Source organism: Paraburkholderia monticola (assembly GCF_001580545.1).
Lineage (GTDB): Bacteria > Pseudomonadota > Gammaproteobacteria > Burkholderiales > Burkholderiaceae > Paraburkholderia > Paraburkholderia monticola.
This window is the reverse complement of sequence record NZ_LRBG01000012.1, coordinates 292616-305192: the sequence shown is the minus strand read 5'-3', so window position 1 is coordinate 305192 and position 12577 is coordinate 292616. Positions and strand designations below refer to the sequence as shown.

Annotated in this window: 10 protein-coding genes; 5 read left to right on the top strand and 5 right to left on the bottom strand. The window is 65.2% G+C overall.

Annotation, left to right across the window (positions count from 1 at the left end; all coding sequences use genetic code 11):
* Nucleotides 1–77: 77 nt before the first annotated feature.
* A complete protein-coding gene (mfd, locus tag CI15_RS15990; RefSeq protein ID WP_062129292.1) occupies nt 78–3557 on the bottom strand; it encodes a transcription-repair coupling factor in 3480 nt (1159 codons plus the stop codon).
* A gap of 119 nt (nt 3558–3676) precedes the next feature.
* Between mfd and ispD the strand changes: the two genes are divergently transcribed.
* Both ispD and ispF read left to right on the top strand, forming a co-directional pair.
* Nucleotides 3677–4390, top strand: a complete 714-nt coding sequence (gene ispD / locus CI15_RS15985; protein WP_062129291.1) for a 2-C-methyl-D-erythritol 4-phosphate cytidylyltransferase — start codon at nt 3677–3679, stop codon at nt 4388–4390.
* 81 nt (nt 4391–4471) lie between these two features.
* Nucleotides 4472–4951 (top strand): 2-C-methyl-D-erythritol 2,4-cyclodiphosphate synthase, encoded by a 480-nt coding sequence (ispF, locus tag CI15_RS15980; protein ID WP_013089391.1) that lies wholly within the window; start codon nt 4472–4474, stop codon nt 4949–4951.
* A gap of 41 nt (nt 4952–4992) precedes the next feature.
* On the opposite strand, the gene CI15_RS15975 is transcribed toward ispF, so the two are convergent.
* The 3 genes from CI15_RS15975 to ompR form a co-directional block, all read right to left on the bottom strand.
* The gene (locus CI15_RS15975) at nt 4993–5541 is read right to left on the bottom strand and encodes a peroxiredoxin (protein ID WP_062129290.1); all 549 of its coding nucleotides are present in this window, start codon (nt 5539–5541) and stop codon (nt 4993–4995) included.
* Nucleotides 5542–5616: 75 nt separating this feature from the next.
* A complete protein-coding gene (locus tag CI15_RS15970) occupies nt 5617–6966 on the bottom strand; it encodes an ATP-binding protein (protein WP_062129289.1) in 1350 nt (449 codons plus the stop codon).
* 101 nt (nt 6967–7067) lie between these two features.
* Nucleotides 7068–7802: an osmolarity response regulator transcription factor OmpR gene (ompR, locus tag CI15_RS15965; protein WP_006048917.1), complete on the bottom strand. Its 735-nt coding sequence runs from the start codon at nt 7800–7802 to the stop codon at nt 7068–7070.
* Between the two features lie 228 nt (nt 7803–8030).
* Here ompR and CI15_RS37700 point away from each other — a divergent pair, with 228 nt between their 5' ends.
* From CI15_RS37700 to CI15_RS15955, 3 genes are all read left to right on the top strand, one after another.
* Complete coding sequence (locus CI15_RS37700) at nt 8031–8357, top strand: hypothetical protein (protein WP_075643708.1); 327 nt, start codon at nt 8031–8033, stop codon at nt 8355–8357.
* A gap of 217 nt (nt 8358–8574) precedes the next feature.
* On the top strand, nt 8575–10119 hold the full coding sequence (locus tag CI15_RS15960; RefSeq protein ID WP_082814222.1) for a DUF1800 domain-containing protein: 1545 nt from the start codon (nt 8575–8577) through the stop codon (nt 10117–10119).
* A gap of 82 nt (nt 10120–10201) precedes the next feature.
* Nucleotides 10202–11473, top strand: coding sequence for a DUF1501 domain-containing protein (locus CI15_RS15955; RefSeq protein WP_062129288.1), 1272 nt, complete (start codon nt 10202–10204; stop codon nt 11471–11473).
* A 58-nt stretch (nt 11474–11531) separates the two neighbouring features.
* Here CI15_RS15955 and CI15_RS15950 read toward each other — a convergent pair whose 3' ends face one another.
* On the bottom strand, nt 11532–12368 hold the full coding sequence (locus CI15_RS15950) for a squalene/phytoene synthase family protein (protein ID WP_062129287.1): 837 nt from the start codon (nt 12366–12368) through the stop codon (nt 11532–11534).
* Nucleotides 12369–12577 lie beyond the last annotated feature (209 nt).

The following is a 12577-nucleotide window of genomic DNA, read 5'->3' as shown; positions in this document are numbered from 1 at the left end:
CCTTGGCGCAGCGCAGCATCGATACGAAAAACGGGGGACATCCCCCCGTTTTCTGCAGTTTCCGCAAGCCTTTGCGTTCAGCGCGCCGCCGCGGCCGCCGTGCCGCGGCTGGGCGAGCCGAGCGCGCGCAAGGTCTCCTTGACGGTCGCGACGCGCACGGCGAAATCGGGGCTGCGCGTTTCGATTCGCAGCTTGTCCTGGCCCGCGAGCTTGATGTGCTTGTGCTTCTGCACCATCTCGATGATCCGCATCGCGTCGACCGGCGGATTGGGGATGAACTGCAGGCCGATCACGGCTTCGCCCGCATCGATCTTCGAGATGCCGAGCGGCTTCGCGGCGAGCCGCAGACGATGCGTCTCCACCAGCGCATGCGCCTGCGGCGGCAGCTTGCCGAAGCGGTCGATCAGCTCTTCCTGAATGCCGTCGATCGAATCGTTGTGTTCGCAGTTCGCGAGCCGCTTGTAGAGCGACAGACGCTCCTGCACGTCGCCGCAATAATCCGACGGCAGGATCGCCGGCGTATGCAGGTTGATCTCGGTGGTCGCGGCGAGCGGCGCGGTGAGGTCCGGCTCCTTGCCGTTCTTGAGCGCCTTCACCGCGTCGTTGAGCATGTCGGTATAGAGCTGGAAGCCGATCTCCTGGATCTCGCCCGACTGCTTGTCGCCGAGCACCTCGCCGGTGCCGCGAATCTCGAGGTCGTGCATCGCGAGATAGAAGCCCGAGCCGAGCTCCTCCATCTGCTGGATCGCTTCGAGCCGCCGTTGCGCCTGTTTGGTGAGCCCTTGCGGATCGTGCACGAGCAGATACGAGTACGCCTGGTGATGCGAGCGTCCGACCCGGCCACGCAGCTGATGCAATTGCGCGAGACCGAACTTGTCGGATCGGTGGATCAGGATCGTGTTCGCGCTCGGCACGTCGATGCCGGTTTCGATGATCGTCGTGCACAGCAGCACGTTCGCGCGCTGCGCCACGAAATCGCGCATCACGCGCTCGAGTTCGCGCTCGTGCATCTGTCCATGCGCGACCGCGATGCGCGCTTCGGGCACGAGCTCCTCGAGCATCTGCCGGCGGTTCTCGATCGTCTCGACTTCGTTGTGCAGGAAGTAGACCTGGCCGCCGCGCTTCAGCTCGCGCAGCATCGCCTCGCGAATCACGCCATCTTCCTCGCGCCGCACGAAGGTCTTGATCGCGAGGCGCTTCTGCGGCGCGGTCGCGATCACCGAGAAATCGCGCAGACCTTCGAGCGCCATGCCGAGCGTGCGCGGGATCGGCGTCGCGGTCAGCGTCAGCACGTCGACTTCGGCGCGCAGCGCCTTGAGCGCCTCCTTCTGGCGCACGCCGAAACGGTGCTCTTCGTCGATTATGACGAGCCCGAGCTGCTTGAACTGCACATCCGACGACAGCAGCTTGTGCGTGCCGATCACGATGTCGACCGAGCCATCGTTGATCTGCTGGATCGCCGCGCCCACCTCCTTGGTCGACTTGAAGCGCGACAGCTCGGCGATGCGCACCGGCCAGTCGGAGAAACGGTCGCTGAAGGTTTGCGTGTGCTGTTCGGCCAGCAGCGTGGTCGGCGACAGCAGCGCGACCTGCTTGCCACCCATCACCGCGATGAACGCCGCCCGCAGCGCGACCTCGGTCTTGCCGAAACCGACGTCGCCGCACACGAGGCGGTCCATCGGCTTGCCGCTCGTCATGTCGCCGATCACGGCCGCGATCGCGGCGGCCTGGTCCGGGGTTTCCTCGAAGCCGAAGCTCTCGGCGAACTTCACATAGTCCTTCGGTTCGAGCGCGAACGCATGGCCCTCGCGCGCGGCACGGCGCGCGTACAGATTGAGCAGCTCGGCGGCGGTGTCGCGAATCTGTTGCGCGGCCTTGCGCTTGGCCTTTTCCCACTGGCCCGAACCGAGCGAGTGCAACGGGGCGCTGTCGGGATCGGCGCCGCTATAGCGCGAAATGACATGCAGTTGCGCGACCGGCACGTAGAGCTTGCTCTCGCCCGCATATTCGAGGTGCAGGAACTCGGTCTCGCCTTCGCCGAGGTCCATCGTCACGAGACCCATGTAGCGGCCGATGCCGTGCTGCGAATGCACGACCGGGTCGCCCACCTTCAGCTCGGACAGATCGCGCACCATCGAATCGACGTTGCTCGCCTGTTCCTGGCGGCGCCGTCCCGCGCGGCGCGCGAGCGGCCCGTACAGCTCGGTTTCGGTGATGATCGCGATGCCGTCGCCCGGCAACGCGAAGCCGTTCGCGAGCGGCGCGACGCCGAGCGAGAAAGGCGCGTCGCTCTTGAGCCAGCTGGCGAAGCTGTCGGCCGAGGCGGGCTTCAGGTGGTTGTCGGCGAGCAGTTGCAGCAGCGTCTCGCGGCGGCCCGCCGATTCGGCGGCGAACAGCACCCGGTTCGGCGTCGTGCTCAGATACGCGCGCAAGGCCGAGACGGGATCGTCGGCGTGACGGTCGATCGCGAGATTCGGCAGCGCCAGCGACCAGGCGCCGTCGGTGTTGGCCGGCAGCGCGAGCCGCGCGAACGGTTTAGCGAACGTGAAGAAGTCCTGATCCGACAGGAACAGCTTCTGCGGTTCGAGAATCGGCCGGTCGCGGTCGTGCGACAGGAAGTTGAAGCGCTGCTTCGTGTCGTTGGTGAAGCGCCGGATCGCCGCGTCCAGATCGCCAACGAAGGCGAGCTGCGAGCCCTCGGGCAGATAGTGGAAGAGGGTGGCCGTCTCCTCGAAGAACAGCGGCAGATAGTATTCGATGCCCGCCGACGGCACGCCGTTGCCGATGTCCTTATAGATCGACGCGCGGCTCGGATCGCCCTCGAAAGTCTCGCGCCAGCGGCTGCGGAATGCGGTGCGCGCGGCTTCGTCGAACGGGAATTCGCGGCCAGGCAGGAGGCGCACGTCCTTGACCGGATAGAGGCTGCGCTGCGTGTCGGGGTCGAACGCGCGAATCGAGTCGACCTGGTCGTCGAACAGGTCGATCCGGTAAGGCAACGGGGAGCCCATCGGGAACAGATCGAGCAGCGAGCCGCGCACGCAGTATTCGCCGGGACGCACCACCTGGCTCACGTGCTCGTAGCCGGCGAGCGTCAGCTGCGCCTTCAGCTTCGCCTCGTCGAGCCGCTCGCCTTGCGAGAACGAGAACGTGTAGGCGGCCAGAAACGACGCGGGCGGCATCCGGTACAAGGCCGTCGTGGCCGGCACCAGCAGGATGTCGCAGCGGCCTTCGCCGAGATCGTGCAGCGTCGCGAGACGCTCGGACACGAGATCCTGGTGCGGCGAAAAGGTGTCGTAAGGCAGCGTCTCCCAGTCGGGCAGCAGACGCACGCGCGCCTCGGGTGCGAAGAAGCCGATTTCCTGCGACAGCCGCTGCGCGTCGACCGCGCTTTCGCAGACCACCGCCAGCAGCGGCATCTTCTCGCGATACGCAAGATGGTAGCGGGCGATCAGCAGCGCGTCGGACGAACCGCGCGTGCCGTCGAAGGCGAAACGCTGGCCGGCCTTGACGAGCGCGACGGGCGAGGAGGACTGCGAGGATGCGGCGATGTCTGGCATAAAGGAGAAAAAGCGGCTCGGGGCTCACGCGACGGCCAAGTTTACGCGTCTACGGGCGTGGATGCGAAGGACCTATTATAAAATCCGTCCTTTACTTTGACCTGGCGGCATCCGCACTCGTGACTTCCCGTCTCTTTGCCCTGATTCCGTGCGCAGGCACCGGCAGCCGTTCCGGTGCCGCGATGCCCAAGCAATACCGCACTGTCGCCGGTCGCGATATGCTGCATTACTCGCTCGCCGCGTTCGACGCCTGCAGCGAATTCGCGCAGACGCTCGTCGTGATCGCGCCCGACGACCAGCACTTCGACGCGCGCCGCTTCGGCAATCTGCGCTACGCGGTGCGGCGCGTGGGCGGCGCGTCGCGCCAGGCGTCGGTGCTCAATGGACTGCATGCGCTCGCCGAATTCGGCGCCCGCGACGACGACTGGGTGCTCGTGCACGACGCCGCGCGCCCCGGCATCACGCCGGCGCTGATCCGCACCTTGGTCGGATCGCTGAAGGACGATGCGGTCGGCGGCATCATGGCGTTGCCGGTGGCCGATACCTTGAAGCGGATCGACCGCGCCTCGGCCGATGGCCGGATTGCCCGCACCGAGCCGCGCGACGGCTTGTGGCAGGCGCAGACGCCGCAGATGTTCCGCATCGGCATGCTGCGCGAGGCGATCCTGCGCGCCCAGGCCGACGGCCACGATCTGACCGACGAGGCGAGCGCGATCGAATGGTCCGGGCATGCCCCGAAGCTCGTGCAGGGCAGCCTGCGCAACTTCAAGGTCACGTATCCGGAAGATTTCGATCTGGCCGAGGCGATTCTGAGCCGCGCTGCCGGTTCGTGACGCCGGTCCGTCGGACATTCAAACGATTTGGAAGGCTTTAAAGAAGCGCTAAGCGCTTCTGCACTTGAGGACGTGACGCACATGGATTTCAGAATTGGGCAAGGCTACGACGTGCATGCGCTGGTGCCGGGACGCGCGTTGATCATCGGTGGCGTGACGATTCCGTACGAGCGCGGGCTGCTCGGTCACTCGGACGCGGACGTGCTGCTGCACGCGATCACCGACGCGCTGTTCGGCGCGGCCGCGTTGGGCGACATCGGCCGGCACTTCTCCGATACCGACGCGAAGTTCGCCGGCGCGGACAGCCGCGTGCTGCTGCGCGAATGCGTGGCGCGCGTGAAGGCGGCGGGGTTTGCAATCGGCAACGTCGATAGCAGCGTGATCGCGCAGGCGCCGAAGCTCGCGCCTCATATCGAAGGTATGCGCGCGAATATCGCGGCGGACCTCGGTCTGCCGATCGAGCGCGTGAACGTCAAGGCGAAGACGAACGAGAAGCTCGGCTATCTCGGCCGCGGCGAGGGCATCGAGGCCCAGGCCGCGGTGTTGCTGGTCAAGGGTTGAGCGGGTTCTGGGTGTTTTCCTGGGGTGATTGACGGTCGCGCTTACAGCGTCGCACCGCCGATCGCCCGATTGGCTGGACACAGCTCTTCCGTTTGCAGGCCGTCGAGGATGCGCAGCACTTCTTCGGGATTGCGGCCCACGTACAGATTGTTGACCGACACATGCTGGATCGTGTTGTCCGGATCGATGATATAGGTCGCGCGCAGCGCGACGCCCGCTTCCTTGTCGCGCACACCGAGCTGGTCGATCAGCTCGCCTTTCACGTCGCCGAACGAGTAGTGGTTGAGCCGGTCGAGCTCCTTGTTCTCGCGGCGCCACGCGAGCTTCACGTATTCATTGTCGACGCTGCCGCCGAGCAGCACCGCCTCCCGGTCCTCGAATTCCTTGACCAGTCTGCTGAACTCGACGATTTCCGTCGGGCAGATCAGCGAAAAATCCTTCGGATAGAAGTAGATGATTTTCCACTTGCGCGGAAACGACTGGTCGGTAATGTATTCGAACGCCGAGACGCCGTGTTCCTCGGGATGGTTGAAGCCCGGCCTCGCGGCGATGACGGTGAACGCTTCGAGTTTGTCGCCAACGGTTTTCATGCAAGCGCTCCTTCGGAAGTCGCAACAACGGCATGGCTCGTATGACGGCCGTGCCTCGCGCCGGGCGTCGTCGGTTCACGCGCCTTTGGCGAGCGGAAACTCGATCGTCACTTCGAGCCCAGGTCCCGGCGAGCGGTTGCGCAGACGCAGCGCACCACGATAACGCGCGACGAGCCGCTGCACGATCGCCATGCCGAGGCCCGTGCCATTGGCCTGGGTGCGCGCCGAATTCACACGATAGAACGGCCGCGTGACGAGCGCGAGCTGATCTTCGGGAATGCCGGGGCCTTCGTCGACCACCGAGAGTTCGACGCGCGAATGCGACACGCGCGTTTCGAGAATCACGTGCGGCACGCCGTCGCCTTCGCTACCCCCGTACTTGCGCGCGTTTTCGAGCAGATTGCCGACCACGCGTCGCATGTCGGTCTCATCGGCTTCGATCACCGCGGAGGGAGCGAGCCGCGTGATCAGCCGCATGCTGTCCTCGCTTTGCATGCGCGCGGCGAGTTCGCCCGCGATCACCGAGAGGTCGACCGGCTCCGGCACGCGCTGCACCGGACGCGCGTAGTCGAGGAAGCGGCCGATGATCATGTCCATCTGCTCGATGTCGTCGACCATCGCGTCCTTGGTGGACTGGTCGGACGGGCTCATTTCGGTTTCGAGCCGCAGCCGCGCGAGCGGCGTGCGCAGATCGTGCGAGATGCCCGCGAGCATCAGCGCGCGGTCGGCCTCGAGCTGTTCGAGGTCGCGCACCATCTGGTTGAAGCTTCGGTTGGTTTCGGCGGCGACGCCCATGCCGCGCTCGGGTAGCGGCTCGGGTGACTGGCCCGAGCCGACCCGGCGCGCGGCCATAGCGAGACGCGCGAATGGCCGGTTCACCAGGCTCGTGATGAACGCCGCGCCGAATAGGGACAGCGCGAGCGCGAACACCCCCCAGCCGGCCCATTGCAGCCCGGTCGCGTTGTCGAGCTGATCGCGGTCGAGCGCGACCCAATAATCGTCGTCGTCGATCTTGAAGCTGATCCACACGCCGTTGATGTCGTTCACGCTCTGCGCGATCACGGTGTCGTCGCCGAGACGGCCGCGGATGTCGTGCTCGATCAGGCGATTCAGCGATTCGTCGGGCTGGAGTTTGTATTTGTCGGTGGCTTCGCGCGGGTACACGCGCACCCCTTCATTGCTCTCCAGATCCTGCAGCAGCGCGCGCCGCAGGTCGGGATCGGAATAGAGGAGTGCGGTGCGCGTGAGCTTGACGATCGCGACGAGTTGCAGCGCCACGCGCTGCGCGCGCGGCTCCCGCTCGATCACGCGAAAGCTCTGGAACCACGCGGCGAGACTCACTGCGATCAACAGCGCGATCAGCAGAAACGTTCGCCAGAAAAGGCCGCCGAACGCGAGCGTCAGGAGGCGCCGGTCGATCCGCATGGGCCCTTCTTATGTGAAGTCAAAGACGGAAGCTATTTTGCATGGGACCGGAGTCAGCCCTGAAGGGCCAACTCTGGTCGACATGGAGCTGGAGCACAAACTCAGGCTGCACCGTCGGGGATGAACACGTAGCCGAGGCCCCACACGGTCTGAATGAAGCGCGGGCTGCCCGGATCGGGTTCGATCAGCTTGCGCAGACGCGAGATCTGCACGTCGAGGCTGCGGTCGAAGACTTCGTATTCGCGGCCGCGTGCAAGCTCCATCAGCTTTTCGCGCGACAGCGGCTGACGCGGATGGCGCGCGAACACCTTGAGCACCGAGAACTCGCCGGTGGTGAGCGGAATTTCCTGGCCGGCCTTGGTCAGCGTGCGGGTGGCGAGATTCAGCGCGAACTCGCCGAACTCGAATACCTCGGTGGTCTCGGACGGCGCGCCCGGCAATTCGGACGGCGACTGACGACGCAGCACCGCGTGAATGCGCGCGACCAGTTCGCGCGGATTGAACGGCTTGGGCAGATAGTCGTCGGCGCCCATCTCCAGACCAACGATGCGATCGACGTCCTCACCCTTGGCCGTCAGCATGATGATCGGCGTGCGATCGTTGCTGCCGCGCAGACGCCGGCAGATCGACAGGCCGTCCTCGCCGGGCAGCATCAGATCGAGCACGAGCAGATCGAAACGCTCGCGCACCCAGAGCTTGTTCATTGACGGCGCATTTTCGGCGACGTAGACGTTGAAGCCCTGCTCGCCGAGGTAGCGGCGCAAAAGATCGCGCAGGCGTGGATCGTCGTCGACGACGAGGATTTTCGAAGGGTTTTTGGTTTCCATGGTCGGCATCTTAGCGCGATTAGAAAGTGGTGCGCGGTTACACCATTTCCGGGGTTACAGTCGGTTACAAAATTTACCCGCGGTGTGGCACGACGTAAAGTATGCGCGTTTAGACTCCTTTACTGAATGCGGCTGTTCGGTGGATACTTCACTCGACAAAAACTTTCGTACCCGGCCGTTACCGGGGTTTGTATACGCATCTGAGGTAGCCGGTTGCCGCGCCACGAAGGGAACAACATGAAGGGAGGGGTTTGGCCAAATGTGCGCCTGAGCGTGATTGCACTGGCGGTAGCCAGTACGCTCGCAGGCACGCTGAGCCCGACGCTCGCCCATGCGCAGCCGTCCGCGGATAGAGCGGCGAGCGACCATGCGCCCCACTCTAGCAGTGGCAGAGCCAATCACCATAACCCGAGCATCGATCACCCTGCCTCTGACGTGATCTTGCGTACCGCGGTTCCCCCCGATCTCGATCAACGTCGCCGCGACGGACATATGACGCCCGAAGAGCGTCGGTTATTGCGCCAGCATATCGAAGACGCCGTGCGCGAGTTGTACAAGCGTTAGTCTCCTCATTGCGTGCGCAGCGCAGTGCGCGCGGTCACTTTCTCTTTTCTGACTCCCGCGTCGGTCTCTGTTGCACGCGCATCTTCGCCTGAAAAATCCTGTTGCATCTGCTGCGTCAACGTTCTGATCCGCTGTTCCGTTGAGTCGCCAGCACCGGCGCATGTTTGCGCAGGTGCGTGCCTCGGTGCGCAATGTCACGCCAAACGGATCAGCGACGATGAAGCTTCTTCAGCATGTGAATGGTGAGCTGCACAGTGGGCATCGCGCGTCGTCGCTCGCGACAGACGGCGACCCAACCCTGCTCGACATCGACGACGCGCGCTTCTTGCTGACCCGCATCGGCTTCGCGCCCGATAACGCGGAGCTGTTGCAATATGCGGGACTCACGCGCGCTCAGGCGGTCGACAAAATACTCGCGAGCGCGCGCGGCGAAGCCATCACGCCGCCTCCCGAGTGGCTGTTCGATGCGATTCCGACGCGCGCCGAGCGCAACGCATGGACGCCGGACCAGCGTCGCGAGCAACAAAAGCTGCTCGGAGCGCGTTACGAACTATTACGTGCCTGGTGGGTGCGCGAGATGCTGAACACAGCTTCGCCGCTCACCGAACGCATGACGCTTTTCTGGCACAGCCACTTCACCTCGGGGCAGGACAAGGTCCAGTACCCCCAGTTGATGGCGCGGCAAAATCTGCTGTTGCGGCAGCACGCGCTCGGCAACCTCGGCGAGCTATTGCACGACGTCGCGAAAGATCCGGCGATGCTGCTGTACCTCGACGGTGCGAGCAATCGCAAAGGCAAGCCCAACGAAAATTTCGCGCGCGAGGTGATGGAGCTGTTCACGCTCGGCGAGGGACATTACACGCAGCGCGACGTCGCCGAGGCCGCGCGCGCCTACACCGGCTGGAGTCTCGATCCCGACACGCAGGTCTACGTGTGGCGCGCCAACCAGCATGACGATGGCGAGAAGACCGTGCTAGGGCAAACCGGCGCGTTCGATGGCGACCAGGTGCTCGATATCCTGCTCGCCCGACCCGAAACCGCCACGTTCGTCACGACGAAGCTTTGGCGCGAGTTCATCTCCGACACGCCGGACCCGGAGCGCATCGAGCCGATCGCCACACGGTTTCGCGCGAGCGGCTATGACATCAAGGTGGCGCTGCACGGACTCTTTCTCAGCGATGCATTCTGGAGCGACGACAACCGCGGCGTGCTGGTGAAGTCGCCGGTCGAGTTCGTGATCGGCGCGCTGCGCGCATTCGATGTCGGCTACGACGACACCGCGCCGTTCGCCGCGCAGATTCGCGCGCTAGGCCAGAACCTGTTCTATCCGCCGAACGTCAAAGGATGGCCGGGCGGCGCGTCGTGGATCAACAGCTCGACGCTGCTCGCGCGCAAGCAGTTCGTCGAGCAGCTGTTTCGCGCGACCGAGGGTGCGGGGGCGCCGCGCATGAACGGCGCGGCCAGCGCGGAGGCCGCGAAGCGCGTGGCGAGCGGCGCGGCGCCGGCACTCGCCGCGAGTCGGACGAGCCCGCCGCTGCAGCGCGTCATGGCGCGCACGGGCCAGGGTGGCGTACGCTTTGACATCGCGAACTGGCTTGCGCACTACAACACTTCGCCGGCCGCGAAGCCGGGGCTGTCGATCGAATTGCAGTTGCAGCACGCGGTGCTGCCGTTCACGCCGGTCGATGCGATCGCCACCGATTCCACCGCGAGTGCGTACCTCGAAGCCTTGCTGATGGATCCGGCGTACCAGTTGAAGTAGTCGACATAGTGGCAGTCATTGCAACCGGCGGAGCGCCAGCGGCGGCTCGACACGCGCCAGCATCATCACGACGAGGTGCAGCATGAAACGACGCAGCTTTCTTTCGATGAGCGCGGCTGCCGGCGCGTCGCTGTGGTTGCCTCGCGCGTTCGGCGCGGGCGACACGATGGAGGCGCCGTGGCGGGATGCGGCGAATGCGCCGGTCGTGCCGGCGCGCGGCTACGACAACCTGCTGATTCTGATCGAACTGAAAGGCGGCAACGACGGCTTGAACACCGTGATTCCGTTCGCCGACCCGACGTACTACGCGCTGCGCAAGAACATCGGGATCAAACGCGACCAGGTGATCCAGCTCGACGAGCGCACCGCGCTGCATCCCGCATTGCAGCCACTGATGCCGCTTTGGCGCAGCCGGCAGCTCGCGATCGTGCAGGGCGTGAGCTACGCGCAGCCGAACCTGTCGCATTTCCGCTCGATCGAGATCTGGGACACCGCGTCGCGCTCCGATCAGTATCTGCGCGAAGGCTGGCTCTCGCGCGCGTTTGCGATGAGACCGGTGCCCGCTGGTTTCGCAGCGGACGGCGTCGTGATCGGCAGCGCCGAGATGGGGCCGCTCGCGAACGGCGCGCGTGCGATCGCGCTCGTCAATCCCGCGCAGTTCGTCAAGGCCTCACGGCTCGCGACGCCGGTGTCCTTGCACGAGCGCAATCCGGCGCTCGCGCATATTCTCGACGTCGAAAACGACATCGTGAAGGCGGCCGATCGGCTGCGGCCGGCCCAGGGGCAGCCGCAGTTGAAGACGGTGTTTCCCGGCGGCGCGTTCGGCAGCTCGATCAAAACGGCGATGCAGGTGCTGGCCGCTTCGGATTCCCTGAAGGTCGCCGCCGCCGCTCGCGCGCCACGAGGGCAACCGTCGAGCGGCCAGGGCGTGGCCGTGCTTCGGCTGACTCTGAACGGCTTCGATACGCATCAGAACCAGCCCGGACAGCAGGCCGCGTTGCTCGGACAGTTCGCGCAAGGGATGGTGGCGATGCAGGCAGCGCTCGTCGAGCTGGGCCGCTGGAACGAGACGCTCGTGATGACGTATGCGGAGTTCGGGCGCCGTCCGCGCGAGAACCAGAGCAACGGCACCGATCACGGCACGGTGGCACCTCACTTCGTGGCCGGCGGTCGTGTGCAGGGCGGTTTGTATGGCGCGGCGCCGGTGCTCGCGCGGCTCGATGGGAATGGCAACCTGCCCGTCGGCGTGGATTTTCGCCAGCTCTATGCGACGGTGCTCGGGCCTTGGTGGGGGCTCGACGCGTCGGCGATCCTGCAGCGGCAGTTCGAGCCGCTGCCGTTGCTGCGGGCTTGAGTGTTTGAACGCTTGAGCGCTTGAGCGCTCGAGTTCGAGTCAGCGCGTGCCTGTCAGGCTACCTCGCGCGCCATGCGATCCACAGCTTGCGGATCGGCGTCAGCGCGATGCGTTGATGCAGCACGTGATAACCGTCGCGCTCGATTTCATCGAGCAACGCCAACGCGAGCGCCGCCAGCGCGAGCAGCGTGCGCTGCGCGCGCCGCGCGCTGGCGGGTACCGACGCGAGCGCAGTCTGCACAGCATCGCGCGCGCGATGCGTCTCGAAGCGCATCAGTTCGGTGAACGCGTCGGTGTATTTGCGGTTGACCAGATCGGCGGCGGTGACGTTGTAGCGCTGCATCTCGTCGATCGGGACATAGATACGGCCGTGCCGCGCATCGTTGCCGGTTTCGACGACGAACTGCGCGAGCATCAGCGCCTCGCCGAGCGGTGCGGCCCACTCCGATGCTTGCGCGGCATCGTCGCCCGATCCATTTGCCGCGGCGCGCGATACCAGCGACGCAAAATTGCCGCCGACGCCGCGCACATAGCGCCGCAGGTTTGGAAAGTCGAGATAGCGCGCCTGATCGAGATCCATCTCGAAGCCGGCGAGCAGTTCCTGCATCGCGGGATATTCGGCCTGCGCATCGGGCAGATAGGCCGCGAGCGCCTTGGACACCGGATGCGACGGCGAGCCCGCGGCGAGCGCGGCGATTTCTTTTTGCCACCATGCGAGCTTCGTGCGACCCACGGCGGGATCGCTGGTTTCCTTGACCGTTTCCTCGAACTCGCGACGAAGCGCGAATAACGCCGTCAGCAGCGGCTGACTGGCTGTGCGCGCCTGGCGAAGCGCATAGTAGGTGCTCGATCCTGGAGGTGCCGCTTTCTGCTGGCAATAGTCGTCGAAATTCACGGGATGGGTGTGTGGGGAAGGGCTGTCGAGCGAGGCGCCGAAGTCTGTCGCGGCGCCTCGTTCGTCGAGCCGAAAATTGTAGCATCGGCACTGCGCATGCAGATGCCAGCGGGTGCAGACAAGCGCGAATCAATCGGTTAGAATCTCGCGCTTACGCTTTTCGGCGCGTTATTTGGCGCGCTTGAGAGTGCACAGGACAATCGGGCGCG